General features: G+C 54.2%; 27 protein-coding genes and 1 pseudogene. 9 read left to right on the plus strand and 19 right to left on the minus strand.

What is annotated here, in order from left to right; translation table 11 throughout:
• Positions 1-25 precede the first annotated feature (25 nt).
• From ACFO5Q_RS03180 to ACFO5Q_RS03200, 5 genes are read right to left on the minus strand one after another with little or no spacing between them, the layout of a single operon-like run.
• Positions 26-565 (minus strand): CBS domain-containing protein, encoded by a 540-nt coding sequence (locus tag ACFO5Q_RS03180; protein WP_068147886.1) that lies wholly within the window; start codon positions 563-565, stop codon positions 26-28.
• On the minus strand, positions 540-1,880 hold the full coding sequence (locus tag ACFO5Q_RS03185) for an erythromycin esterase family protein (RefSeq protein ID WP_068147889.1): 1,341 nt from the start codon (positions 1,878-1,880) through the stop codon (positions 540-542). Before ACFO5Q_RS03185 ends, ACFO5Q_RS03180 begins: the two co-directional genes overlap by 26 nt.
• A 3-nt stretch (positions 1,881-1,883) precedes the next feature.
• Positions 1,884-2,540, minus strand: coding sequence for a phosphoribosyltransferase (locus ACFO5Q_RS03190; RefSeq protein WP_068147892.1), 657 nt, complete (start codon positions 2,538-2,540; stop codon positions 1,884-1,886).
• Positions 2,527-3,222: a dienelactone hydrolase family protein gene (locus ACFO5Q_RS03195; protein WP_068147895.1), complete on the minus strand. Its 696-nt coding sequence runs from the start codon at positions 3,220-3,222 to the stop codon at positions 2,527-2,529. The genes ACFO5Q_RS03190 and ACFO5Q_RS03195 overlap by 14 nt, the downstream gene beginning before the upstream one ends.
• 36 nt (positions 3,223-3,258) lie before the next feature.
• Positions 3,259-3,768 (minus strand): host attachment protein, encoded by a 510-nt coding sequence (locus ACFO5Q_RS03200; protein ID WP_068147899.1) that lies wholly within the window; start codon positions 3,766-3,768, stop codon positions 3,259-3,261.
• A 139-nt stretch (positions 3,769-3,907) separates the two neighbouring features.
• Between ACFO5Q_RS03200 and ACFO5Q_RS03205 the strand changes: the two genes are divergently transcribed.
• The gene (locus ACFO5Q_RS03205; protein WP_068147903.1) at positions 3,908-4,657 is read left to right on the plus strand and encodes a response regulator; all 750 of its coding nucleotides are present in this window, start codon (positions 3,908-3,910) and stop codon (positions 4,655-4,657) included.
• A gap of 107 nt (positions 4,658-4,764) precedes the next feature.
• Positions 4,765-6,339 carry a PAS domain S-box protein gene (locus ACFO5Q_RS03210; RefSeq protein ID WP_156431958.1) on the plus strand — a complete coding sequence of 525 codons (1,575 nt, stop codon included), beginning with the start codon at positions 4,765-4,767 and terminating at the stop codon, positions 6,337-6,339.
• 144 nt (positions 6,340-6,483) lie between these two features.
• On the opposite strand, the gene ACFO5Q_RS03215 is transcribed toward ACFO5Q_RS03210, so the two are convergent.
• The 4 genes from ACFO5Q_RS03215 to ppsA all read right to left on the minus strand — a co-directional run bounded on the left by ACFO5Q_RS03215 (position 6,484) and on the right by ppsA (position 10,841).
• Positions 6,484-7,197 carry a Crp/Fnr family transcriptional regulator gene (locus ACFO5Q_RS03215; protein WP_082719881.1) on the minus strand — a complete coding sequence of 238 codons (714 nt, stop codon included), beginning with the start codon at positions 7,195-7,197 and terminating at the stop codon, positions 6,484-6,486.
• Between the two features lie 126 nt (positions 7,198-7,323).
• Positions 7,324-7,764: a CBS domain-containing protein gene (locus tag ACFO5Q_RS03220; protein ID WP_068147912.1), complete on the minus strand. Its 441-nt coding sequence runs from the start codon at positions 7,762-7,764 to the stop codon at positions 7,324-7,326.
• 38 nt (positions 7,765-7,802) lie between these two features.
• Positions 7,803-8,300 (minus strand): Hsp20/alpha crystallin family protein, encoded by a 498-nt coding sequence (locus tag ACFO5Q_RS03225; protein ID WP_068147917.1) that lies wholly within the window; start codon positions 8,298-8,300, stop codon positions 7,803-7,805.
• Positions 8,301-8,414: 114 nt separating this feature from the next.
• Complete coding sequence (gene ppsA / locus ACFO5Q_RS03230) at positions 8,415-10,841, minus strand: phosphoenolpyruvate synthase (RefSeq protein WP_068147919.1); 2,427 nt, start codon at positions 10,839-10,841, stop codon at positions 8,415-8,417.
• A gap of 558 nt (positions 10,842-11,399) precedes the next feature.
• Between ppsA and ACFO5Q_RS03235 the strand changes: the two genes are divergently transcribed.
• Positions 11,400-11,912: an Hsp20/alpha crystallin family protein gene (locus tag ACFO5Q_RS03235; protein ID WP_068147922.1), complete on the plus strand. Its 513-nt coding sequence runs from the start codon at positions 11,400-11,402 to the stop codon at positions 11,910-11,912.
• A gap of 524 nt (positions 11,913-12,436) precedes the next feature.
• Here ACFO5Q_RS03235 and ACFO5Q_RS03240 read toward each other — a convergent pair.
• Together ACFO5Q_RS03240 and ACFO5Q_RS03245 are read right to left on the minus strand one after the other, a co-directional pair.
• On the minus strand, positions 12,437-13,039 hold the full coding sequence (locus tag ACFO5Q_RS03240; RefSeq protein WP_082719884.1) for an HD-GYP domain-containing protein: 603 nt from the start codon (positions 13,037-13,039) through the stop codon (positions 12,437-12,439).
• Positions 13,040-13,100: 61 nt separating this feature from the next.
• Positions 13,101-13,658: a hypothetical protein gene (locus ACFO5Q_RS03245; RefSeq protein WP_068147928.1), complete on the minus strand. Its 558-nt coding sequence runs from the start codon at positions 13,656-13,658 to the stop codon at positions 13,101-13,103.
• A 234-nt stretch (positions 13,659-13,892) separates the two neighbouring features.
• Here ACFO5Q_RS03245 and ACFO5Q_RS03250 point away from each other — a divergent pair, with 234 nt between their 5' ends.
• The gene (locus tag ACFO5Q_RS03250) at positions 13,893-15,788 is read left to right on the plus strand and encodes an EAL domain-containing protein (RefSeq protein ID WP_068147929.1); all 1,896 of its coding nucleotides are present in this window, start codon (positions 13,893-13,895) and stop codon (positions 15,786-15,788) included.
• On the opposite strand, the gene ACFO5Q_RS03255 is transcribed toward ACFO5Q_RS03250, so the two are convergent.
• Both ACFO5Q_RS03255 and ACFO5Q_RS03260 read right to left on the minus strand, forming a co-directional pair.
• Positions 15,733-17,084 (minus strand): IS3 family transposase gene (locus ACFO5Q_RS03255; protein WP_156431959.1). Its coding sequence is split into 2 segments (ribosomal slippage): positions 15,733-16,748 and positions 16,748-17,084, totalling 1,353 coding nucleotides; the frame shifts between segments, so codons are not numbered across the junction. The genes ACFO5Q_RS03250 and ACFO5Q_RS03255 overlap by 56 nt on opposite strands.
• Before the next feature lie 52 nt (positions 17,085-17,136).
• The gene (locus ACFO5Q_RS03260; protein WP_156431960.1) at positions 17,137-17,316 is read right to left on the minus strand and encodes a hypothetical protein; all 180 of its coding nucleotides are present in this window, start codon (positions 17,314-17,316) and stop codon (positions 17,137-17,139) included.
• Positions 17,317-17,570: 254 nt separating this feature from the next.
• Here ACFO5Q_RS03260 and ACFO5Q_RS03265 point away from each other — a divergent pair.
• Positions 17,571-17,932: pseudogene (locus ACFO5Q_RS03265) on the plus strand (catalase-peroxidase); the annotation flags it as partial.
• 53 nt (positions 17,933-17,985) lie between these two features.
• Here the strand turns inward: ACFO5Q_RS03265 and ACFO5Q_RS03270 are convergent.
• A complete protein-coding gene (locus tag ACFO5Q_RS03270; protein WP_068147942.1) occupies positions 17,986-18,273 on the minus strand; it encodes an encapsulin-associated ferritin-like protein in 288 nt (95 codons plus the stop codon).
• A gap of 181 nt (positions 18,274-18,454) precedes the next feature.
• On the opposite strand from ACFO5Q_RS03270, the gene ACFO5Q_RS03275 reads away from it, so the two are divergent.
• From ACFO5Q_RS03275 to ACFO5Q_RS03285, 3 genes are all read left to right on the plus strand, one after another.
• Complete coding sequence (locus ACFO5Q_RS03275) at positions 18,455-18,751, plus strand: hypothetical protein (protein WP_068147945.1); 297 nt, start codon at positions 18,455-18,457, stop codon at positions 18,749-18,751.
• 64 nt (positions 18,752-18,815) lie between these two features.
• Positions 18,816-19,379: a hypothetical protein gene (locus ACFO5Q_RS03280; RefSeq protein ID WP_068147948.1), complete on the plus strand. Its 564-nt coding sequence runs from the start codon at positions 18,816-18,818 to the stop codon at positions 19,377-19,379.
• Positions 19,380-19,384: 5 nt separating this feature from the next.
• Positions 19,385-20,116, plus strand: a complete 732-nt coding sequence (locus tag ACFO5Q_RS03285) for a ZIP family metal transporter (RefSeq protein WP_068147951.1) — start codon at positions 19,385-19,387, stop codon at positions 20,114-20,116.
• A gap of 185 nt (positions 20,117-20,301) precedes the next feature.
• On the opposite strand, the gene ACFO5Q_RS03290 is transcribed toward ACFO5Q_RS03285, so the two are convergent.
• Genes ACFO5Q_RS03290 through ACFO5Q_RS03310 form a run of 5 tightly spaced genes read right to left on the minus strand, consistent with a single transcriptional unit; the run spans position 20,302 to position 22,734 of the window.
• Entirely contained in the window at positions 20,302-20,652 is a 351-nt protein-coding gene (locus ACFO5Q_RS03290) for a hypothetical protein (RefSeq protein ID WP_068147954.1), read from the minus strand.
• Positions 20,653-20,664: 12 nt separating this feature from the next.
• A complete protein-coding gene (locus ACFO5Q_RS03295; RefSeq protein ID WP_380084281.1) occupies positions 20,665-20,856 on the minus strand; it encodes a hypothetical protein in 192 nt (63 codons plus the stop codon).
• 35 nt (positions 20,857-20,891) lie between these two features.
• Complete coding sequence (locus ACFO5Q_RS03300; protein WP_380084282.1) at positions 20,892-21,323, minus strand: antitoxin Xre/MbcA/ParS toxin-binding domain-containing protein; 432 nt, start codon at positions 21,321-21,323, stop codon at positions 20,892-20,894.
• Between the two features lie 3 nt (positions 21,324-21,326).
• Positions 21,327-22,514: a tyrosine-type recombinase/integrase gene (locus tag ACFO5Q_RS03305; protein WP_068147122.1), complete on the minus strand. Its 1,188-nt coding sequence runs from the start codon at positions 22,512-22,514 to the stop codon at positions 21,327-21,329.
• 1 nt (position 22,515) lies between these two features.
• The gene (locus ACFO5Q_RS03310) at positions 22,516-22,734 is read right to left on the minus strand and encodes a hypothetical protein (RefSeq protein ID WP_068147118.1); all 219 of its coding nucleotides are present in this window, start codon (positions 22,732-22,734) and stop codon (positions 22,516-22,518) included.
• A gap of 143 nt (positions 22,735-22,877) precedes the next feature.
• Here ACFO5Q_RS03310 and ACFO5Q_RS03315 point away from each other — a divergent pair, with 143 nt between their 5' ends.
• Positions 22,878-23,081 (plus strand): helix-turn-helix domain-containing protein, encoded by a 204-nt coding sequence (locus ACFO5Q_RS03315; RefSeq protein WP_197421030.1) that lies wholly within the window; start codon positions 22,878-22,880, stop codon positions 23,079-23,081.
• The last annotated feature ends 110 nt before the right edge of the window (positions 23,082-23,191 follow it).

The raw sequence follows: 23,191 nt of genomic DNA on the forward strand, positions 1-23,191 counted from the left end.
GTACTGTCAGCTGCGCCTGATGCTCCTACCGCAGGGATGCGACGGTTGGCGATTGCACGAGTGGTGTGGAAATGGCAGCGATCAACTCACCGGATAGCGCGTGTGGCAGGTGTGTGGCGATATCACCAACGGATAGAATGCCGACGGTACGGTTATTTGTGTTCACCACCGGCATCCGCCGTATCTTGTTTCTTTCCATGACGAGCACTGCTTTGTCGATATGATCGCTTTCCGTGCAATAGACTACATGGCGTGTCATGACATCGCGGACCACCAGCTCCGTGGCCTCGTAGCCGGGAACAAACCCCCTGCAGGCGATATCGCGATCCGTGACCATGCCACATAGATGTTCTTGGTCTTCCACGAGAAGAGCTCCAATGTCATGGTCGCGCATTTTTTGGGCTGCGGTCGCGAGGCTGTCATCTGGACTGACGGCTATTTTCCGTTTCGACATAATTTCCTTAACCAACATGACCATCTTCCTTTTCGGTTCCAGCGGAATGGAAATCCAGGCCGCGTCCGACCGTGGCCCCAGTGTTTTAGAGGCCTGTCGGATATGTTTCATCCAGTTCGCCCTGATGCCACCTCATGGGGACATGCAGCGGCCTCACGGCATCAGTCTCGTCAAAATGCAGCAGAAGGTCGAACTGTTCCGGCAAACAACTGCTGAAATAGTGGCTCTGGCGCTCTGTTTCGGGCCGATAGATCACGCCGATTGCGCGCATCAGGCGCGGCTCAAGCAAATAGTCAATCGCTTCGTTGTTGCTTCTCATGTCCAGCAGGAAATTGGGGTGCGACACCCTGTGAAACAGATATTCATAGCTGTCCGGCAGAGGTGCGCGGACATTTTTGCGTTCCGCCGGGCGGTCCCAGTCAGACGCGGCCGTGACTTCCCCGGTGGAGGTTGAGAAGCCGATGAGCAGGGCATTGTTGCCATGGCTCTCGCGGACCAATTGGCCAATGTTGAATTCTCCCCGCCTGTGCATTTCAGTGGCGGCGGCGTTACCGATATGGGAATTGTGTGCCCACACGATAACCTTGGCTTCGCGCCCAAGTTGTTCACTCAGGTGGTGCACAAGGTCGCCCAGCGTTTCAGCCATATGTTGGTCGCGCAGGTTCCAGGAATTAGGACGCCCCCTGAACAGGGCGCGATAATAGATTTCGGCATTCCTGACCAGCTTGGCGTTCTGCTCGGCGCAGAAATACTCGTCCCCGTCGACGATTCCTTTTTGGGTCAGATACCGGAAAGCCTTGTGGCGCAGGTCAACCAGCTGGGCTGTGATGTCGTGCTCACACGCCTTGGTCAGCCCCATCTCGGCAGCGTAACCATACTGCTGCGGCTTATGGATGAACTGATCGAGACAGCTATATCGCTTCCGCGCCCGGTTGGCTGCTTGGGGGTCAACGCGTTCCAGATAGTCAAGGACTGCTTTGGCAGATGTGCTCATGCTATAGAGGTCGAGCCCATAAAAGCCGGTCGGGCGACCGGATTTCTTGCTGTTGAAGGTATGCAGCCAGGTAATGAAGCGTGAGACTTCGGTATTGGCCCACATCCATGTCGGGAACCGTTCGAAGGCGTCAAGCGCCGCGCGGGGGCATACTTCCGGACCCGCACCCGTAACATAGCGATTGATTGCATAGGCATCGGGCCAATCGGCTTCCACGGCTACGGCATCGAAGTCGTACTCTTCGATCAATCGAGCGGTGATGTCAGCGCGCACCCGATAGAATTGCTGTGTACCGTGGGTGGCTTCCCCGAGGAGGACGAGCTTCTTGTCTTTTGCAGCCCTCAGAAGGGAGGCATGGTCCGATGCCCCCAAGTCAAGGGGAGTGACACACTTTTCCAGCGCGTGGATAGCTGCCTGATCCTGGACGGACATGGCTTAGGCACTCCTTTTATGTTTCATACAGCGTTCAGCCATCGCAGCTTGTACTTCTTCGTCACTGACCTGGGAGAAATCCCCATACCAGTGGCCTACGCCCCAGAAAGGATCTGGCTTGAACGGACAAACGAGCCGATCCACCTGCCGTGCCAGTTGAGCACATGAATCAACGGCGCCGACCGGCACTGCAGCAATGATTTCCCGGGCATGCATTTTCTTGCAGGCTGCGACGGCTACCTGCATGGTGGCGCCGGTGGCCAACCCATCATCGACGAGGATCACGGTCCTGTTGTCCAGCTTGGGTGCGGGCCGGCCACCACGATACGACTCATTCCGGCGCGCCAGCTCGGCCTGTTCCTTCGTCAACACCTGGTCGAAGACTTCCTCGCTCAGGTGCAGTTGCCCGATAATATGCTCGTTGAGGACACAAAGTCCGCCGACCGAGATGGCTCCCATCGCCAGCTCTTCCTGGCCGGGTACACCCAGTTTGCGCACCAACATGATATCAAACGCCAGCCCCAGTGTGTCTGCAACCTCACGGGCGATGGGAACGCCGCCACGGGGCAGTGCAAGGATAAGGACATCCTGCCGGTCCGTGTAATCGACCAGTGCGGCGGCAAGAGCCCGCCCAGCCTCAGTGCGGTCACGATATTTCATGGCGCGTTCCCGAATGATGTTTGATCCAGTCTGCGGCAAGGTGGGCAACTTTATCGAGAGCCCCATGTTCCTCAAACAGGTGACCGGCACCGGGGACGACGTGAATGTCAGACCGATCGTTGAGCCTCGCGAGAGCCTGTTCATTGAGGTCAAGAACCTGCCGGTCATCACCCCCGACGATCAATAGCGTAGGCGCTTTGACATGGGGCAGATATTCTCCTGCCAGGTCCGGGCGTCCGCCACGGGACACAATAGACGTAACGTTGTCTGGGCTTTCCGCCGCGGCGATCAGGGCGGCGGCTGCCCCAGTGCTGGAGCCGAAAAAGGCACGCTCTAGATGTTTGGTTCGGTCATTGGTTTTCACCCAGTGCCCAATCTGCACAAGCCGGTCGGCTAACAGGGTAATATCGAACCGCAGCTTGAAGGTCATCTGGTCTTCTCGGCCTTCCTTTTCCGTCAGCAGGTCGGTAAGCAAGGTGGCGATATGCTGCTGATGGAAGATTTCGGCTACATACCAATTCCGGGGGCTGAAACGGCTGCTGCCGCTGCCGTGTGCGAATATCGCGATCTGCCTAGCCTCTCCCGGGATAGTCAGCCGCCCTTCAAGGGCGACTGTGGCAAGTGGAATGTCAATGCGCAGGTCGTGAATCTGATCCTGCAGTTGATCGTGAAGGGTAGGCATTGTGGTCCCCTTTTCGATTGGTTAGCATCCCCTCTTTCAGCGGCCCTGCGCGTCGGGGTTGCTGGCTTGGGTGTCGTCTTTTTCCTGCAGTTTTTTCAGCCGGGCTGGCAAGGTTTGTTCAGGCACGCCGATCAGGTTCTTTGCATATTCCCCGGATATTTTGGCGAGCGTCGCTTTATTCAGGCCTGCCTTCAGCATCGCCATGGTTTTAGGCAGGGCAATTAGGATGAGGCTGTCGATTTCCTTATGGGCAACAGCGTCGTTGAGTTCTTGCGCCACAGCATCCAGAAAGGCCTCGCTTTCCTGCTCTGGGAAATTAGCGTGGTCTTCGTAAGCATAGGCATGGTGAGATGCAGAGCCATGGCCGTGTCCTGGTCGATCAGCGGCCAGATCGCCCTGTTGCTTGCGGGCAGCAGGGTGTTCCAGTTCCAGATAACGCAGCATGGCGCCATTCAAATGGCCGCGCGTATAAATCTCCGCATGGGCACGGTCGGCAAGCAAAACCCATTCATGATTGACGATAGTTGACATGGCTTTCTCCAGCATTGGAAGCGATGCCCAACTGTACCAACCGAGCATCAATTGTACATTGATCTGCATCAATGCCACTGGAACGCCAGCGGTATTGCTTTAGCGCAACCGGCAATTGTGCTAGTGTCGTCAGCCTGAGAGGACACAATCTGACATGGGCAGAATATTAGTTGTCGATGATGATCCCCGTGTGCGCCAGATGCTGCAACGGTATTTGTCGGGGGAAGGATTTCAGACGGTGCTCGCTGCAGATTTGCGGCAGGCAGGACAGTCGCTGAAAGAGCAACCAGTCAGCCTTGTCATCCTTGATATTAATCTTGGGAGTGATGACGGCCTGGATTTTGCTCGTGAGGTACGTGCCGCCGACGGTGGCCTGCCGATCATTATCCTGTCAGGAAAGGACGATGTTGTGGACCGCATCGTTGGGCTGGAAGTTGGTGCCGACGATTATGTGACCAAACCATTCCACCTGCGCGAATTGCTGGCGCGTATCAAGACGGTTCTGCGGCGCAGCGCCACCCGCAGGGATGGCACCAGGCGGGATATGACCGCGAATGACAGTGCCATTCGGTTCGGAGCCTGGTATTTGCTGCGGGGCAGCCGACGACTGCTGCGGGAAGATGGGGCCGAGCATGTCCTGACCACTGGCGAGTTCAAGCTTCTGGACGCCCTGACCCGGCACCCCCAACGCGTGCTCAGTCGCGACAGACTTCTTGATATGGTCGCGGGACGCAACTGGACCCCGTTTGACCGTAGTATCGATACACAGATCCGCCGCCTGCGCAGCAAGGTTGAGGAAAATCCGGCGGCCCCCAGCCTGATCAAAACCGTGCGCGGCGAGGGCTATATGCTGGCTGTGCGGGTGGAAAATGGTGTGCAGGTGCCCGGTGTTCTTCAAGGCTGACGGCAGCTTGCTATCTGACATTGACTGAAATCAATAAGTAGTATCATGGAGCTTGCTATATAATCAGACGGGAATTGCACCTATTCCTGAACGAGGAGAAGGCCATCGTGAACGACGCCTCCGTACCGCACGAGAAGGACGCACAGGGGGGAAGCCGTCAGGTCGACTTGCAGGCAAAATGGCATGCCGTCGTAGAATCTCTGGTGCATGCTCTTATCGTGATCGATGACCGCGGCATAATCCAGGAAGTGAATCCTGCAACCCTTGAGCTTTTTGGGTATGACGAAGGCGAAATGGTTGGCCAGAATGTATCTATGTTGATGCCTGAGCCCTATCGCCACGAGCACGACAGCTATCTGGCACGCTATAAGAAGACGGGCGAGAAACGCATTATAGGCATTGGGCGCGAAGTTCTGGCCATGCGCAAAGACGGCAAGACATTCCCTGTACTTCTTTCGGTAGGGGAGGCGCTTGATGGCGGCCCCCGGTCTTTTTTTTTCGGGGTCATCTATGACCTGACGGAAGCCAAACAGAATGAAGAACGATTGGTTGACGCGCAGAAGACAGAGGCGGTCACCCAGCTGACAGCCGGCATCGCGCATGATTTCAACAATATGCTGACCGTGATTCAGGGCAATCTGGAGATGCTGGACGCCCATGTGGCAGACCGGGACGGTCGCGAGCTTCTGAGCGAAGTTCTGGGCGCCATCGAGGATGGTGGGCGTTTGGTCAAGCAACTTCTGGCCTTTAGCCGGAAGCAGACGCTTGATCCACGGGTAATTGACCTGAACCAACTGGTGGCCGGATTGCTGAAGTTGCTCAGGCGCACCATCAGCGAAAACATCGAGATACGGGACATATTGGGGGCAGGTATGACCCCGGTGGAAGTGGACCCTCAGCAGCTTGAAAATGCGATACTGAACCTGGTGATCAATGCCCGGGACGCTATGCCGGGCGGCGGTCGGATCAGCATCGAAACAGATATGGTGGACGCGGATAACGTCATGCCAGGAGCGGACATTCACCCAAGCACAGACCGCTATGCCCGTATCACCATCCGCGACAGCGGCCCCGGCATCCCCGAAGACATCATGTCGCGCATTTTCGAACCATTTTTTTCGACGAAGGCGCCGGGCAAGGGGTCAGGGCTCGGGCTCAGCATGGCGCAGGGCTTTACCCGCCAGTCTGGCGGTGACCTCCTTCTGGAAACTATCCCGGGTCAGGGGACAACCCTGTCCATCTTGCTGCCCGGTTTGACCAGTGTCCAGCCCACCAGTCGGCGCCCACAGTTTGAGACCGATCCAAATGCACCCGTCCGGGGTGGTAAAGAGACCATTCTGCTGGTGGAAGATGATGCCCGGGTGCGCCGGGCCAACACGCGCCGGCTTGTAGCGTTGGGATATCGCGTCCTTGAAGCGGCCGATGGACCAACTGCGCTGGACATACTGCTGAAGCATGACAATGTGGAGGTGCTGTTTTCGGATATCATTATGCCCGGTGGCATGCTGGGCAACGAGCTTGCCGAAAAGGCACGCCTTATGCGCCCCAAGCTCAAGATTTTGCTGACGACCGGCTATGCGGAAGATGCGGTGTCAGGGCGCGGCTCGCCCTTTGACCTGCTCAGCAAGCCCTTCAGAGGCAAACAACTTGCTGCGAAGGTGCGAACACTCCTGGACAATTGACGCAGGGCACTGCCGCCGCAGTGACCGCCAGCCCTTGGGGTAAAAAACACCCCCCGGTCATTTCTGGACAGAGGGTGAGGCTCAGGGAGGTAGGGACGCCGTATGAGAGCGGTGCTTAGGGGGCGGGCGCACAGTCCAATATAGTCAGTTCACAAAGACAGTTTCGGCCATATATTCCAGAGAACGGAGGTCGTAGATAGTGACCTCGCGGCCGGGCTTGGCCTGAATAATACCCTGGCGTTTGAATTTGCTGAGTACTCGGCAGACTGTTTCCTGGGTCAGGCCCAGATAGTCAGCGATGTCGATCCGTGACATCGGCAGGCTGAGGGTGCGGCTTTCGCAACTGTTTTTGGACATGTTCGCATGCCAGGTCACAAGGAAGGAGGCGACCCGCTCCGCAGGATGTTTGCGGCCGAGAGAAATGATATGATCCATCTGGTGCGCTGAGGCCTGGTGGACCACTTGCATCATTTGCCGCGCCAATGCGGGCGACCGGGTGATGGCCGCTTCCAGTTGCAGAATGGGATAACAGAGAACAGTCACATCGGTAACGGCCTCGGCGCAGTACTGCGCCTCCTCTTCAAAGGGCTCACCGACCAAGTCACCCGCACCCAGGAAGCCGATGATCTGGCGACGCCCATCCATCAGGATCTTGCTTGTCTTTATGGTGCCTTCCGTAATTTCGTAAATCGACGTCTGCGGATCACCATCATGAAACAGAACACTGTTTCGAAGTAGCCGACGTTGTGTAGAGGTGAGAAAAGAGGACAGTCTGGTGCCACCCTCTTTCAGCATACCGGTTCTAGAGACGGAATGTGGAATCCTTGGATCAGTGGAATCAGAAATCTGGCGCGTCATGACAGTCTCCGGCGAAAGTTTGGAACCTATGAAGGGTACAGTCGCACGGGAAGGTAACCGTGGCACGCGATGTATGTGACACTGTGTGACAAATGGTGACAAATATCGCTAAAGCGGCAGCTCTTTTCAGGGGTGGTATGGTGGGGTGTTCCCGTCTTTGGGTACTGGCGCCACTAGGTCGATAGTGGCCAGGGAGGGCATTAGCGCCACAATATCCTTGAGGGAGATTACACCGGCAATCTTGCCTTCGGCGTCTTTGACCGGCAAACATCGGACGTTGTTGATTTGCATGAGGCGTGCAACATCGACGATATCCTCAATCGGGCTGCACCAGATGGCGTGACGGGTCATCAAATCTTCGGGCGTCAGATCAAAAACATTGGGCCCCAAAACCATCCCGCGCCTTACGAGGTCGCCTGCAGTGAGAACGCCAACCAACACGCCGCGGCAATCACAAACCGGCAGCAAGCCGATTGCGTGTTGTCTTAGCGCTCTGGCGGTATGCGGAATGGGCGCATCGGTCGAAATAGAGACGGGGGCAATATCAATGATATCCTTTACTTGCATGACGCTCATCTCCTATTGCTACCAAACCCGAGGCGCTGTCAGTCCTTTTTGACCGAGATCTTGCGTTCCTGTTTTTTGGTGGCTTTGGATTTCGGGATCAGAATTCGCAGCACGCCCTGTTGCAGGGTGGCTTCGATTTTGGCCTCATCGGGTTCTATCGGCAGGTCTAATTCCCTGTAGAAAGCGCCGCTATCACACTCCTGATGCAGAATCTCAGCGTCGGAGTCATGCAGGATCTCCTCACGGTGACCACGCAGGATCAGGCGCTGCCCGGACAGCGTGATGTCGATGTCATCGAGCGCCATGCCAGGGACGTCTGCGCAAATATCCAGGTGGGAGTCTGTCAGCATTGCGTCGATCGGGATGGGGTGTTTACCATTGACGCTGCCGCGCCATGGCATGGTGACCCGAACCTTGGGCGCGTAATCGTGAAAGAGCCGGTCAACTTCTTCATGTAGACGGTGCAGTGGCGTGAGAATGGCCCGTTGAGCAAATGCTTCCGCATTGTCGCGGGACGTTTTTATCAGGTCATCCATAAAATCCTCCTGTTGGGGCGAGGTGAAGCCGAAAATAGTGTCTGTATGATTTCAATATGAATGAACCGTGTGCCGCCGCATTGATTGCAGTCAACAACAGTGAACCGCAATGACTTACTGCACCATGTCTTCCATAAGGGCCGTTTTCTGCAGTGCGCGCTCCGTGGCGGCGACAGTTTCGAAAATATCGAAAAAGACGTCGCTTGTGACGCTCATGGAATCGATCCCGATCTCCACCAGGAATTCAGCGAAATCGGGATAGTCCGATGGTGCCTGGCCACATATGCCGATGGGTACGCCACTCAGGTGGGCACCTTCGACAGCCATCGTGATTGCCCTCTTGACGGCCGGATCACGCTCGTCAAAGGTTTCAGCCAAAAGAGCCGAGTCCCGGTCGATCCCCAGCGTGAGTTGGGTCAGGTCGTTCGAACCGATTGAAAAGCCGTCGAACCGTTCGGCAAACTCTGCGACCGACAGCACATTGCTTGGGATTTCGCACATGATATAGACCTCGAGGCCATCTATGTCGCGCTTGAGGCCATGGGTGGACATGGCCGATAGAACAGCATCCGCTTCACCAAGGGTGCGGCAGAAAGGGATCATGAGGCGGATATTATCGAACCCCATTTCGCTGCGCGCCCGCCTGACCGCAGCGCATTCAAGCGCGAAAGCCTTGGCATAGGCGGCGTGGATATATCGTGCCGCACCGCGGAAACCGATCATCGGGTTATCCTCTGCCTGTTCGTAGGTTGCTCCACCAAGTAACGCGGCATATTCGTTTGATTTGAAATCAGACAGCCGCACGATCACGGGGCGTGGGTGGAAGGCGGCCGCGATCTTGGCGATACCCTCCGTCAGCATCTGAACGAAGAAGTCTGCGCCGCTTGTGAACGGTAATATGCGGTCCTTTATCTGTTGTTTGAGGTGCGTGTCGCTCAGCGTGTCCAGTTCTAACAGGGCCATGGGATGAACACCGATGGCGTGGGTGATGATAAATTCAATTCTCGCCAACCCGACACCGTCGCTTGGCAATATACCCATCTGGAATGCCTGTTCCGGATCGGCGGCATTGAGCATGATTTTGGTGTGGGGCCGGGGCGTCTCGCCGATGTCTTTCCGCTCGGTCTTGAAGGCGACGACACCTTCAAGCACGCGGCCGGTTTCGCCAGCCGAGCAATCAACCGTTATGATGTCCCCATCCCTGATCGTTGCGGTGCCATTTTCTGTCCCGACGATGGCCGGGATACCAAGTTCCCGTGCAACAATGGCGCTGTGGCAGGTGCGACCGCCATGGTCAGTTACGATGGCGGCAGCCTGCTTCATGATGGGTTCCCAATCCGGGCTGGTGGTTTCCGCCAGCAGGATATCGCCGGGCTGGAAGGCCCCAAGATGGTTCTTGTCTGTCACATGACGTGCGGTGCCTGTGGCGATCTTCTTGCCGATGGCGCGACCAGATGCCAAAGTGGTGGCCTTGCCGGTCAGTCGGTAGCGGATGATTATGGCGGGATCAACCAGCGCCTGAACCGTCTCAGGCCGTGCCTGCAGGATATATAGGCGACCGTCGCCAGCGTCCTTGGCCCACTCGATGTCCATGGGCGTTGCGTGGCCATAGTGGTCGCTATAGTGCCGTTCGATTTGTACGGCGGTCTCGGCAAGCGCGATAATCTCGTCATCCTGCAGACAGAAGCGAAGCTGCAGGCTGTCTGGTACAGGAACCGTCCGTGTGTCCATGGTTGCGTCGGTACCCGTAACCACTTTCTGGTGCTTGCGGCCCAGTTTATGCTGGAATACGGCTTTATATCCGGCTGCAAGGCGGCCTTTATGGACATAATATTCATCAGGCTCGACAAGCCCCTGGACGATGGCTTCACCACAGCCGTAGGCCGCGCTGACAAGCACGCAGTTACGGAATCCCGTTTCCGGGTCCAGCGTGAACATCACGCCGGAACAGGCTTCGTCTGAGGCGACCATACGCTGCACACCAACCGACAGCGAGACCGTCATATGGTCGATCTTATGATCGATGCGGTAAGAAAGCGCCCGGTCGGTATAAAGGGAGGCATAGCAGCGCTTAACGGCATCCAGCAGGCTTTCAACCCCGGTGACCGACAGAAAGCTGTCATGCTGTCCGGCGAAGGAAAGCCCCGGCAGGTCTTCCGCCGTTGCGCTTGACCGCACAGCAACAGCGCATGCTTCGCCTTTGTCATTTGCCAAAGCCCTATAGGAATTCGAGATGGCGACAACCAGATCGTCCGGAAGGGCTGCTTCAAGAACCAGATTTCTGATGGCCTGGCCTATTTCAGCAAAGGTGTCCAGGTCCTGTTTTTTTAGCTGTTTGATCAATCCAGAGATCTGGGGCACTAGCCGGTTTTGGCTGAGGAAGTGTTTGAACCCTGCGGTGGTAATGGCAAACCCGTCCGGCACCGAAATGCCGGTTTCTGGCAGGCTTCGGGCAAGCTCACCCAAGGACGCGTTTTTGCCGCCAACGAGCGGGAGATCTTTGAGGGACAGGCGGTCGAAGGGCAACGTGAAACGGGTCATGGTGGGCTCCGATGTGTTTGGATGGCTGACATGGCCCTGTATCTTAGGTGAAGAGCCATGCTCTACCATTGACAGGGATCAATATTCAAATCTGGAGGGGGATGCGCCCCAGGCCAATGGCACCTGGAATTTAGAATAGAAAATATACGGTACCCGCGATCCACTTAGCATCCAAGCCAGAGTTTCCTCCTGCCGGTCAGCGTCGTGGGTCGCGGGCCCGTTCACGATAGATCATCACGTTCCTGATCCGACAGTCCAATCGGTGCCTTGACAGACACTTTCATGAAGAGTTTTTCAGGCCTCGCTCCTCACCGTGTCCAGCCACGATAAGCTGACCTTGGAGCAGTTTCATTGATTTTAATCAATGGATGATTTTTTCATCAGGCAGATGGCCTTCTGCAATCTTTTGACAGTCTGCTGTCGCCGATTGGCCCCGCTTGTCCCTCTGGAGCCTCTCTTTTTGACTGATCAATTTGCCCAAAACTGATCAGGATCAATGTGGGCTCCGATGTCGGGGCATAAAGTCTGCCATTGTCCACCGATTAAGAGGAGACCGTTATGGCCACAAGTAAGAACCTGACCCCGAGCGGAAATGGCGGTCGTCGCCTTTCCTTTTGGAACAATGATCCTTTTGAATCTCTTCATGACGATATGGATCGGCTTTTCAGCCGCTATCTGACCCCGTCTCTCCTGCATCGTCCGTCAGCTTTGCTGGGCAGTGACATGTCGGCCCAGAATTACGCACAGATGGACGTGCGCGAAAGCGATGAAGCGATTGATATCAAGGTTGATGTGCCTGGCATGGATGTCGATGACATCAACGTGACCTTGACCGACAAGACGCTCTTGACGATCCGGGGCGAGCGGAAGACAGAATCTGAAGAGAAGCTGAAAGACTTTTACCGTGTCGAACGCGCGTACGGCAGCTTCCTGCGCCGTATCGACCTGCCGGCGGAAGTGGACGAAAACAAGATCGATGCCTCTGTCAAACGCGGCGTCCTGAGCCTGCATTTGCCCAAGACGGCGCAGGCCAAAGCGCATGAGAAGAAAATCAAGATCAAAGCTTCATGAGCCTATTGCTCGACCTCCCTGAGCAGACTTGGTGGCGCTTTCGAGCGCCGCCTTTCTTTATTATATGACATTATCTGGCCAGGTGTTTTGCGATTTGCCCAAAGATCAGGGGCACGTTCAAACCATCAAGTTCCTAACCAAGTAAATGGCTTCAATCCGGGGGCAAGGTCAAGCAAAACCAAGTCGCTTTATGAGGGGCAGAAAGGCGACAATAGCCGGAGCAGCAGATCAGACCTAGTTGACGGGTATCACCTATATAGAGACGCCTGAGAGCTTAAGTTGCCGGCTGGTTGATGCTGGCCCACAATCTCGAAGTCAGCATAAACCTGCGTGGGCATTGCCATGACAACACCGTCGCTGAGAGCTTCTTCCAGCTCCTCAATTGAGAGCGAATCAGGCGGCTGAAATCCTAGGACCGCACAAAGCCTAGACGAGACATTTTTGATTGTGTCGAGATTTCTACAGCCCAAAATACAAGTATGTCAGCAGCAAAATGTGAAAGGCCCATGGGTCCATAACACGCTTCATATGTGGCGCGTAACTTTTCCCAGTCCACTGCTTACCAACTCGCAGGCAGCCTCAACAATTTTTCCGTCCAAGCGTATATCTGCATCCTTTTCCAACTCAGAAATGACCTTGCTACGACTTAACGGTACTCGATAGGTCCTTTTGCTAACCATCGCATGAATACTGTCGGCTACTGCAACAACCCTAACAGCCTCGGAAAGGAATTCGGCCTTCAAGCCTTGCGGATATCCAGACCCATCCATTCGCTCATGATGGTTGCGGGAAATGTCTGCAATCGTCTGGCTAAACCCTAGCCCCTCTAGTATCGACCATCCATGCTCTACATGTGTTTGTATAAGGCCATACTCTGCCGGTAAAAGCGCACTTGGCTTAGAAAGCAGTTGGGAAGGAATGGCATTTTTCCCAATATCATGGAGCAGAGCACCAAGATAGATTTCTTGAACATATGACTTTTCGAATCCTAGTCGTTCGCCAATCGCCTTGGAAATATCCGCTGTTCCTCTTAAATGATATGCCGTGTATGGATCCCGCATGTTTAGCAGAGAAACGAATGACCAAGCTATCTGTTCAGTTTTATACATCACGGTTCCAATTTTCATGGTTTGGCCAGCTTGATACCTTGATCACCTGCTGATCTGACCAACTAGCCAAAATTCAGTATCACGCTATTGAACGACTGATCGATGCATCATGCGCCTCTTTAGTTGGATGGCGAAAAAACTGCTCCAGAGCAGACCATGTCGACCCCTGACCCGTCTCAATCTCGATTCCAGACGAAACTATCTCGAATATGGTTCCATGCATGGTGAACACGAAATGGTGGAGCAAACTTGGGCAGTCATATTGATGGATTTCACTGTCCGCTAATCTGCGGCGAATAATCTTAATTAGTTCCGATTTTTCAACCTCATAATGGCTAAACGGCTTTAGACCCAACTGCGAGAGCCTATGTTTGGAAACTGTGTCATCCTCATAAATTTCAGACGAAAAATGCATGACGTGCCGAAAGCGGAGTAAAGCATATTTTTGTCGCTCTAATGCGTCCGTCGGATTTGCCGCAAACCGTTCAGACCAGCCTGTTTCATCTGTATGAGCATAATACGAAAAGAGCAGATCATTTCCGATGGTTGCATAGACGGGAGCCTGAAACGTGCGATTTGACGCTGGCACCCTTGATAGGGGTTTAAGTGTCTCGCTGGTTCCGAATCGAATAGTCATTTCTGCTCCAGAATATAACTTAAGAGAGATATTTCACGACCAACAATAGATTCATTTTCAGCAAGCCACAAGTAATCATCCAATGGCCATCGCCTTGTTCCTGGCGTGAATTGCCACAGCAATTGAACTTCCTATCTAATGGAGAAGAAATGCAGTAGTATTCATTCGATGATGTGGTGAAGGCAGAGTTTCGTATCAAGTAGTTGTCGCCTGTTGAAATGATGGGGTGGACTAATGCGCTTGATAAAGTCGGTTTCGATTCTTCTTATCATCTTCATCCTCGGCACACCTTCATCTTCGTCTGGTACCCCCTTGAAATCGGAGGCGGTCATTTTCGGGGGTGATGCCATGTACCCCCCTTTTGAGTGGCTGAGGGGCGAGAAGGCAGCAGGGTTTCATGTTGACCTTGCCCTCGCCATTGGTGAGGTGAGCGGACGCAAGATCGACTATAGGCTCGGGAGCTGGCCCGACATGGTGAAGGCCCTGGAGGCCGGGACAATAGATGTCCTGCCCATGCTTGTGTCGGAGGAGCGGAAAGCAAAATTTCTGTTCTCCTCAACCATCCACAATCTGGAACATGCTTATTACGCCCACCCCGGTGCCCCGACGGTACAATCTCTGCAAGACCTTCAAGGCAAAAGAATCGCCGTGGAAGATCTTTCTTATGCCCAAGCTAAACTGATGGGCAGCGATTTCGATCTTGTTCTGACCGATAGTACCCTGGATGCTCTCAAGACTGTATTATCCGGAAGTGCCGACTATGCCATCCTGGCAACAGCTACAGCGGATTACCTTTTGGACAGGGAACGCATCGGCCTTGTACGTGTCGGGTTACCGTTCTGGCCACAGGAGTATGCGTTTGCTGTTCGGAAAGACAGGCTGGATTTGGCTGTTTGGGTGCAGGACAGCCTCAACCGTGCCATCAGCGAAGGCCTTTACCAGGAAGTCTTTGATCGCTGGGAGGACCAGATCACTCCGTCAGCAACGACCTTTTCCGAAGCATTGGAAAGGGCTGCGATCATTCTTGTTCCGCTGGTTATGGTTGCTGGCCTTGGCTGGGCTTGGATCGTTCTGCTGCGGCGTACCGTTAGGGCCCGCACCCATGACTTGCAGAGTGAGCTCAAGAGGCGTGAGGAAGCGGAAGAACAGATAAGATATTTTGCTGATCACGACACCCACACAGATCTGCCGGAACTCCACCATTTCGTGGCACTGGCCAAGGAGCGCCTGTCCAATGAAACCGAGGCTTCAGATGCGAGGGAGGTGGCACTGCTCAAGTTGGCGGAACTGGAAGACGTGATTCAGACATTTGGCTATAACACGGAACAACAATTCGTAAGTATTTTCGCGCAAAGGCTCAGAGAGGCGAACTTTGAAGGAAAGGGATATCTGGGGCGCGGCATATTTATCGTGATGTGCCAAGCCGGCAAGCTGAAGCGCCGTCTCGACGCGCTATCAGGCCAAATTCAGATCGGTGACTTGAATATATACCCTCAGCTCATAGTAGGAGCGACTCGCTGGCCTGATCACAGTAGCAACTTCGAAAAGATCGTTCAGCGCGCGGAAACAGCACTCGCTGTCGCTAAGGCCCATAATCGTGACTGGGTGATGTATGAAAAAGCTTTCGAGCCAGATGAGTTGTCGATCAGGCTGGTCACGGATTTTCGGGATAGTGCGGGAAAGGAAATTTTTCCTGTTCTCCAGCCACAGGTGGACCTTAATACTGGCCGGGTCGTTGCTGCAGAGGCCCTTGTTCGCTGGCAGCATCCCGAGCTTGGAGTGGTGTCGCCAGCCAAGTTCGTGCCCGTCCTTGAAAAAGCCGGGCTGATTGGGCAGATAACCCGCAAAATGATCGAGAACTCGGCAAGGCTCAGCAGAAACCTGGCTGAGGCGGGGATAGACTGTATCATCAGTGTGAATGTGTCCGCTCAGGACGTGATTGCCGATGGGTTGGTTGACTTTTTGACGGACGAACTCGCGCGCCACGCTGTTCTGCCACGTGTCCGTCGTCAAAACATTTGGCACAAGTTGGGTCGCGGCTTAGCGGAGTATGGGCCTCGTCTTGGTGTTGATATTAAGCGGCGTGCATTTGGTGTTGCAAGCGCCGATGTTCGATGGTCTGTCGTTTGATCCTTTCGCGTTGTTTGATGATGGTCGCGGCCCTGCCGAAGTAGGCGTCGGCAGGGGTCACATTGTTCAGGCTCTCATGGTAGCGCTGGTGATTATAATGCTCGATGAAGGCCTCGATCTGGGCTTCGAGGTCGCCGGGCAGGAAGTAGTTTTCCAACAGGATGCGGTTCTTGAGGGTCTGGTGCCAGCGCTCGATCTTGCCCTGGGTCTGGGGATGCAGTGGTGCGCCCCGGACATGGCTCATGCGCTGCGCCTCGATATAGTCGGCCAGCTCGCCTGCAATATAGCTGGGACCATTGTCGCTGAGCAGTCGGGGTTTGTGGTGGATATGGGCCTGATCACAGCCTGAGGCCGCAAGCGCCATATCCAGCGTGTCGGTAACATCCTCGGCCCGCATGGTGGTGCAGAGCTTCCAGGCGATGATATAGCGCGAGAAGTCGTCGAGGATGGTGGAGAGATACATCCAGCCCCAGCCGATGATCTTGAAGTAGGTGAAGTCCGTCTGCCACATCTCGTTCGGTCGGGTCGTTTTGGTGTGGAAGGCTTCGGCGGCCTTGATCACCACATAGGCCGGGCTGGTGATCAGGTCCTGGGCCTTCAACAGGCGGTAAACCGTGGCTTCGGAGACGAAGTAATGCTTCTCGTCGGTGAAGCGCACGGCCAGTTCGCGCGGGCTGAGTTCACTATGTTCGAGCGCCATCTCGATGATCTGGTCCCGGATGTCGGCACCGATGCGGTTCCAGACCCGGCCCGGCGCCGAAGGCCGGTCCTCCAAGGCTTCCGGACCGCCATCGAGATAGCGGTCGTACCAGCGGTAGAAGGTCCGGCGGGCGATGCCGAGCCGGTCCAGCGTGCGTTTGGCAGGCAGGTGCGACTGCTCGACGAGCTTGATGATCTCAAGTTTTTCGGGTGCGGGATATCTCATGCCTCGTCGTCCCCATCCGCGATCATGCTTTTTTTAAGCAGGCGGTTCTCCAGCGTCAGGTCGGCGACGCATTCCTTCAGGGCACTCGCTTCGCGGCGCAGGCCCTTGACCTCATCAGTGGTGGCGGCACGGGCGGTATCCCCCGTCAAGCGCCGCTTGCCGGCTTCCAGGAATTCCTTCGACCAGGTGTAATACAGGCTCTGGGCAATGCCTTCCTTGCGGCACAGTTCGGCAATGCTGTCATCACCGCGCAGGCCTTCCAGCACGATCCGGATCTTGTCTTCCGCTGAGAAGTGCCGCCGGGTCGCGCGGCGAATGTCTTTGACCACCTTCTCGGCGGTCGCTTTGGGCTTGGAGGATTTGGCTCTCATCTTCGTTCCTTCGTCTCTACGACGAGACCCAAATCCTCCTTAACTTGCAACCCTAATTCTGTGCCATAGGCGCTGACGGGGGACACAGGTCCTGAATGTCGTCCTCAGGGCAGTCATATCGGAAGTAGCCAACGGAAGCCGTGGGTTCACCATCAGTGTTTCTAAGCGGCAGAAGAAGGCCACTATAGCGCACCTTTTCGCCCTTGGAAGTCTCCACCATCTCATCGGTCACGCACCCCAAGCGATAATTCTTCAACGAGACAAAGAGGTCGTGGTACTTTTGCCGTAACTCTCCCGATAAGTGATCGACAAAGTTGTCAGCAATAATGTTTCGGCTCCACATTCGGTCATGAGCATTGCCCATCAAAAGAATGGAAAGCGTACCCTATGCCGTTCCTGTGCCGAGGGCTTTTGGTTTCTGCGGCTTCGGTGATTATAAAAGTAAGCAATCGATTACAAAAGCCGTCAAGGCAATCCTTGTATGCGGCGGCTGAAATGACGGTTCTTGTGGGCGGCATGCAGATGCTGGGCGCCAATCATGGGGGGCGAAGCATGGTGTGTTTACGGGCCGCGAAGGTGCCCTGACGACCGACTTCTTTGTCAATCTGACGGACATGGCCAATGAATGGGTGCCAACGGGCAGCAACCTCTATGAAATTCGTGACCGTGCGAGTGGCAACGTCAGATGGACAGCTACCCGAGCTGACCTTGTGTTCGGTTCGAACTCTATTCTGCGGGCGTATGCCGAGGTTTATGCCCAGGACGATAATGCGGAAAAATTCGTGAAGGACTTTGTCGCCGCCTGGATCAAAGTGATGAATGCCGAACGGTTCGATCTGGTCCAATAACAGGGAAATAGGGGTGCTGCTCCCAGCGGGGCGGCACCCTTTCTTGCCAAATCCTATTTATGGGCGATGGGCTTGTCCGTGAAGATATAGTCCCTGAGTTCTTTATCGAAACTAGGGTCTTTGCGCCTGATCCACTCAAGAACCATGGCTGCATGCTCTTTTTCTTCGTCGCGGTTGTGCGCCAGGATCGCCCGAAGGTCTTCATCCTTGCAGGTGTCAACCCGCTGGTTGTACCAGTCGACCGCCTCCAGTTCCTCGATCAGCGATGTGAGGGCGCGGTGCATGTCCCTCGTCTCATCGGACAGGTCTGACATGGCTTCACGGTATCCGGCTTCTGACATAGATAACCCCTTTTGTCTCAGTTTGGTTTCTTCGGTCATAGGCCTTTCATACCGCAAGTTTGACGTGTATCAATAAGACTTTGTTGAACATTGTGCTATCCTTCGCCATTCCGTGCAATTGGATAGCGCCAAAGGGCGAAACAGTTCGCCTTAAACCTTAAAGGGCGAAAAGGAAGAAACAGTGATCTCCTTTCAGCAGGCAAAAAATGACCCCGCATGCTGTTTCGACCATCCTGCGGATGTGGTGACAAGCGCAGACTTGTCAGATGAACAGAAAATCGAAATTTTGCAGCGCTGGGAATATGATGCCAGTGAGGAAGCTGTGGCTGAGGAAGAGGGAATGCGGGGTGCCAAGGAAAGCCTGTTGCGCGAGATTGTCCTGAGCCTGAATGCCCTCACGGGCGGCCTGGACCTGAACACTGTTAGCCCCAATAAACATCATGGTATTCCCGATTCCGCGATCAAATCTGTGAAGTAATTGAACAAGGTTGCGTGTTGCTGTTCAAGCTAATTGAGCGTCGCTATTTTCCCAGGAGGACAAGATGAACACACCTTTGAAGGACACTGAAATCATTCATGAAGCTGTTGGTGTTTTCCAAGGCCCTGATGAATTACAGGCTGCAATGGATGATTTGCAGGAACATGGCTTTATGCGGCAGGAGATCAGCATTCTGGCTTCGGACAAGGTTGTGGAAGAAAAACTGGGCCATATCTACCGCCGCGTCGAAGAGGCGGAAGATGATGCCGCAGCCCCGCGCACGGTTTTCGTGAGCAACGAGACTCTCGGGGAAGCCGAGGCTGCCCTTGTTGGTGTGCCGTTTTACCTGGGCGCTATGGCCGCAACAGGAGCTGTTGTGGCATCAGGAGGAACTTTGTTGACAGTGCTTCTGGCTGCCGGTGCTGCGGGTGGCGCTGGGGCCGCGATTGGTGCCCTGCTCGCCAGGCGGGTGGGGCAACACCATGCTGACTTTATCCAGGAACAGCTGGATCATGGCGGCTTGCTTTTGTGGGTGCATCTTCGGTCAGCGGAGAAAGCGGAACTGGCGAAAGAGATTCTGGAACGCCATTCCGGGCGTGACATTCATTTTCATGACGTGAAACTGTAGAGATTATGGAAACGTCATTATGGCCTCCCTTCATAGCGGCGACCCTTGCTGCGATTGTGACGACTATGGGGCTTGTGGCCATCCGACGTTTCCAGGCCTGGGCCGAAAGCTACAGCGTCTATTTCGCATCTTTCGCGGCAGGCGTGCTGATCTCCGTATCTTTCCTTCATATCGTGCCGACGGCTATCGGCATGAGCCCATATGCACCCATTTTTTTGTTGATGGGTTATTTTCTTCTCTATGCCTTCAACCGGTTCGTGGCGGGCTATGTATGCAGTCGCCCCGACTATGTCAGTGCGGGGCTCGGTCTTGTTCCCATGTTGGGTATCGGACTGCATTCCTTTATCGACGGTATGGTTTACAGCGTGACCTTTTCGGTCAGCATCTTCACCGGCAGCATGGCGACCCTTGGCATGATCTTGCATGAATTCCCGGAAGGCATTGTCACCTATGTGCTCCTCAGGAAAGGCGGGTTCGCGGAACGGTCTGCGCTGAAGTGGGCTTTTCTTGCCGCAGCGCTGACGACACCTGCGGGGATGCTTCTGTCATTCCCGTTTGTCACCGACATCGGCAAGCCGCTGTTGGGGGATTGCCTGGCCCTGTCGGCCGGCGCGCTGATTTATGTGGGTGCCAGTTACCTGCTGCCGGAAGTGGAGCGGCAGTCTCGCAGATATAGTGTCGCGGCATTGGGGGCGGGGGTTTATGCCGCGCTGTTGATAGTCCTAAGCGGCGCCTAGAGCGGCCGACTTGCTGCGATAGAGCGATCCGATCTTTATGGGTTGACCTGCCCAAGTTGCTTTGGCCGTATTGGGTCAATTTGGGTCTTTGAAATAGCAAAGGATGACGTCGGCTACGCTATAGCAAAGCCGACGTTAGAGTTTCTGGTGTATCGAGAAAAGTTTGATAGTATTTAGACGTTAAGTCATTCCTTCTTAGTTTCGGCCTGAATAAGGATTTGAGTGAACCCCTCATCCACAAAACCTTTGATTTCCCTTGGGTGCATCAATCGGAGTACTGCCTCAAGATGAGACCAAGGTAGCTCGATATGGTCCAGCGGACCTTTCACCTGATAGAGGCTGTTGGCGGTTCGTACATTGTTGCCATCAACCTCAATGACAGGCGATGACCGAAAGGCGTCGCCAGAGCGGAAGCGCTGGAATTTATCTTCAATCACGGAACCGCATAGCAGGCGCAAGTTTTTGTGATGCTCAGGAGCATCTGTAAAGGAAACAAGGCATGCGTCTTTGATGATACCATCATATATTTTGTTCATGTCTTGCCTTCCTCAAAACCAGTTTGTGGCTTCAGAGATCAATCCTGCTAGCACGAGCAGAATGTGATAACCGCCCTTTGCGGCTTGTTCAAAGAGCCACGCAATGAACTCTTTGTGGCAGGTGGTGAGATATTCGGCTGTCACTGCCTTTAGGGGCTGTGTGCCAGCGATTTTAGGCGTAGCAGTAGCGTGAGAAGCAGTCATTGGTGCCTCCTTTGGCGAGTCGTGGATAGGGGTGGTTAGTGAAGGTGGGTGGTTTTGAGCGGGTGGTGAGCCTGCTGACAAAGAACCCTGCTCACATCTTGAATGCCTTTCAGGCCATGGCTGAGCATATGATGGAGTGGACTTTGATCCTGAAAAGCGGGATTGTTCGACTTGAGCCACCGGACGGCTGAAGTGGTCGTGGTGCCCAATAGCTTCAACTGCCGATTTACTTCGATGACGCAAGCAAGGCGAAGATAGGTCTCCTTGCTCAGCTCAGTGAAAGCCCGCTGTTGCCATAACTGAAAGGTATATTCGTCTTTGAGGCCGGTCAGTGTGAATTGCTCGCTGTCAGACAATGCCCAACCGCGCATGATTGTGAAGGAAAGTTCAATGGCAAGTTTCTGATGGAAAGGGTCTGCCGGCAACAGTTTGGGGGCTGTTTGCTTTGCGTATTTCATCCGGGTCATTTCTTATTCCTTGTCTGTCGTGGCTCGTGGGTGGTTGAATTCAGCCTTCAATAGCCGCTCGAAAGCTGAACCGTCTTTTCGGGTCAGGTTGGGGACGTAGCGGCTGTAGACTTCGAACAGCATTTTGGTGTTGCTGTGGCCCATCTGGCGGGCAATCCATTCGGGGTTCTCACCAGCGGCAAGCCAGAGTGTGGCGGCGGTATGGCGTGTTTGGTAAGGGCGGCGCGAGGTTAGGTTGAGATGTCTCAACAGGGGATACCAAACACGTTGTGTGACATTTCGATTGTGGAGTGGTGTTCCCTCGCGAGTCGCAAAGACGAATCCCGAAGTGTTGGCAGTTTGCTCATATAGGGCTTGCAGGCAGTCATAGACCTGTGAACACATGTCCACTTCACGGGACGATCCATCCGTCTTCGTATCAACGAGCTTGCCCTGTACCAGCGCTTGCCGGACGAGAATTTGCCTCCTATCAAAGTCCACATACTGCCATTGCAAACCATCGATCTCACTAGAGCGTAGACCTGTAAAAAAGCGCACTGTGTAGTAAGTTCGGAAGTCGGCTCTGACTGTTTCAAGAATCGATTGAACTTCCTGCAGCGTAAAGGGGTCGACCTTTGGCTTTGTCTCCCGCAGTCGCTTGATGTTGACCCAGGGATTCTTAAAATCATGTCGGTCAGCGGCTTCCATCAGGATCATCCTGAGAGGGATCAGAATATGATTGACCCGCGATGCCGATAAAGTCTCTGATTTGTGGCCGGGCTGTTCCGCAAGATAAGCCCGGAATTTCAGGATTAGGGCTTTGTCGATTTCGTCGAGTCTTTTATCCCTGAAATAGGGGATAATGTAGCGATCCAGTGTCAGGCGGGTGACGTCCCGATATGACTGACGCCACTCGACCTCTTTTTCTGCAAACCATATATCTGCAAACTTTTCGAAGGCATAAGGTGCTGACCTTTTCTCAGCCTGCCTTTGTTGTTGAGCGGCAAATTTTGCTGCAGAGCGACCATCTGGGAAATAGTTGAGATAATTAAAGGTGCCGAGTGTCATTTCAGCTTCCATGCGTTTGAGGAGCTGTTCGGCCTTTCTTCGATTGGCCGGCGTATCTTGCACGCCTGTGTATTCTTTGTATCGGGCCCCTCGATATCTGAAATCGATATACAGGCGACCACTACGTGATCCGATCGTTGCCATGCTACACCGCCAGGCTAGAAAAGTTGGTGGGCACGCTTGGTTGGGCACACATGTCTTTCTCGATTGTTTCCCAGAGATAGAGAATCTTGCGGCCGCCAAATGGTCTGATGTAATGCACACCCTCAAGAAGAACGCTGTCCTTCAAGCGTTCACGAATGGTGCGGACGTCATACTTGATTCTGCTAGCCAATTCTTCTGTGGTTAAGTATGTTGGGCTCATCTTTTGGAACTCCCACGCTTGAAATGATGTCTGTACGCATCAAAATATGAAGCGTGTTGATGCTTGTCAACATCAAATGATGTTCAAACACATCATTTGATGAACAAAGGTGCGCAATGATTCGGTTTCGCTTAAGGGAATTGATGGCAGACAAGGGCTTTAACGAGGATCGCAAGATCACGTTTGAGGAAGTGTCGCGTGAAACGGGGATACATCGCACCACCCTGACGAAGGTGGCGAACCAAAAAGGCTATAACGCTTCAACCGACATTATTGATAAGCTATGTAGCTACTTCCAAGTGCCTGTACAGAAGATTATTGAGCATGTTCCAGACAGGGAAGGCTAATGAGTATAGGGCTCATTTTCGTTGGGCTAGATTTATCACTTGATTAGAGACGGGTCCCAATATGGTCCCTTTTTTGGTCCCACAAAGGAAAAGGGCCTAGGAAATGCTTC

The sequence above is a fragment of the Kordiimonas lipolytica genome, from assembly GCF_042651265.1.
Classification (GTDB): domain Bacteria; phylum Pseudomonadota; class Alphaproteobacteria; order Sphingomonadales; family Kordiimonadaceae; genus Kordiimonas; species Kordiimonas lipolytica.

Excerpts from the sequence above, each read along its gene's own strand:
- ACFO5Q_RS03190 (WP_068147892.1), bottom strand. The coding sequence starts at position 2,540 with ATGAAATATCGTGACCGCACTGAGGCTGGGCGGGCTCTTGCCGCCGCA.
- ACFO5Q_RS03285 (WP_068147951.1), top strand. The coding sequence starts at position 19,385 with ATGGAAACGTCATTATGGCCTCCCTTCATAGCGGCGACCCTTGCTGCG.
- ACFO5Q_RS03280 (WP_068147948.1), top strand. The coding sequence starts at position 18,816 with ATGAACACACCTTTGAAGGACACTGAAATCATTCATGAAGCTGTTGGT.
- ACFO5Q_RS03300 (WP_380084282.1), bottom strand. The coding sequence starts at position 21,323 with ATGACCCGGATGAAATACGCAAAGCAAACAGCCCCCAAACTGTTGCCG.
- ACFO5Q_RS03215 (WP_082719881.1), bottom strand. The coding sequence starts at position 7,197 with ATGACGCGCCAGATTTCTGATTCCACTGATCCAAGGATTCCACATTCC.
- ACFO5Q_RS03195 (WP_068147895.1), bottom strand. The coding sequence starts at position 3,222 with ATGCCTACCCTTCACGATCAACTGCAGGATCAGATTCACGACCTGCGC.
- ACFO5Q_RS03180 (WP_068147886.1), bottom strand. The coding sequence starts at position 565 with ATGAAACATATCCGACAGGCCTCTAAAACACTGGGGCCACGGTCGGAC.
- ACFO5Q_RS03250 (WP_068147929.1), top strand. The coding sequence starts at position 13,893 with ATGCGCTTGATAAAGTCGGTTTCGATTCTTCTTATCATCTTCATCCTC.
- ACFO5Q_RS03225 (WP_068147917.1), bottom strand. The coding sequence starts at position 8,300 with ATGGATGACCTGATAAAAACGTCCCGCGACAATGCGGAAGCATTTGCT.
- ACFO5Q_RS03235 (WP_068147922.1), top strand. The coding sequence starts at position 11,400 with ATGGCCACAAGTAAGAACCTGACCCCGAGCGGAAATGGCGGTCGTCGC.
- ACFO5Q_RS03205 (WP_068147903.1), top strand. The coding sequence starts at position 3,908 with ATGGGCAGAATATTAGTTGTCGATGATGATCCCCGTGTGCGCCAGATG.
- ACFO5Q_RS03295 (WP_380084281.1), bottom strand. The coding sequence starts at position 20,856 with ATGACTGCTTCTCACGCTACTGCTACGCCTAAAATCGCTGGCACACAG.
- ACFO5Q_RS03315 (WP_197421030.1), top strand. The coding sequence starts at position 22,878 with ATGGCAGACAAGGGCTTTAACGAGGATCGCAAGATCACGTTTGAGGAA.
- ACFO5Q_RS03270 (WP_068147942.1), bottom strand. The coding sequence starts at position 18,273 with ATGTCAGAAGCCGGATACCGTGAAGCCATGTCAGACCTGTCCGATGAG.
- ACFO5Q_RS03240 (WP_082719884.1), bottom strand. The coding sequence starts at position 13,039 with ATGAAAATTGGAACCGTGATGTATAAAACTGAACAGATAGCTTGGTCA.
- ACFO5Q_RS03185 (WP_068147889.1), bottom strand. The coding sequence starts at position 1,880 with ATGTCCGTCCAGGATCAGGCAGCTATCCACGCGCTGGAAAAGTGTGTC.
- ACFO5Q_RS03220 (WP_068147912.1), bottom strand. The coding sequence starts at position 7,764 with ATGCAAGTAAAGGATATCATTGATATTGCCCCCGTCTCTATTTCGACC.
- ACFO5Q_RS03305 (WP_068147122.1), bottom strand. The coding sequence starts at position 22,514 with ATGGCAACGATCGGATCACGTAGTGGTCGCCTGTATATCGATTTCAGA.
- ppsA (WP_068147919.1), bottom strand. The coding sequence starts at position 10,841 with ATGACCCGTTTCACGTTGCCCTTCGACCGCCTGTCCCTCAAAGATCTC.
- ACFO5Q_RS03245 (WP_068147928.1), bottom strand. The coding sequence starts at position 13,658 with ATGACTATTCGATTCGGAACCAGCGAGACACTTAAACCCCTATCAAGG.
- ACFO5Q_RS03200 (WP_068147899.1), bottom strand. The coding sequence starts at position 3,768 with ATGCTGGAGAAAGCCATGTCAACTATCGTCAATCATGAATGGGTTTTG.
- ACFO5Q_RS03310 (WP_068147118.1), bottom strand. The coding sequence starts at position 22,734 with ATGAGCCCAACATACTTAACCACAGAAGAATTGGCTAGCAGAATCAAG.
- ACFO5Q_RS03290 (WP_068147954.1), bottom strand. The coding sequence starts at position 20,652 with ATGAACAAAATATATGATGGTATCATCAAAGACGCATGCCTTGTTTCC.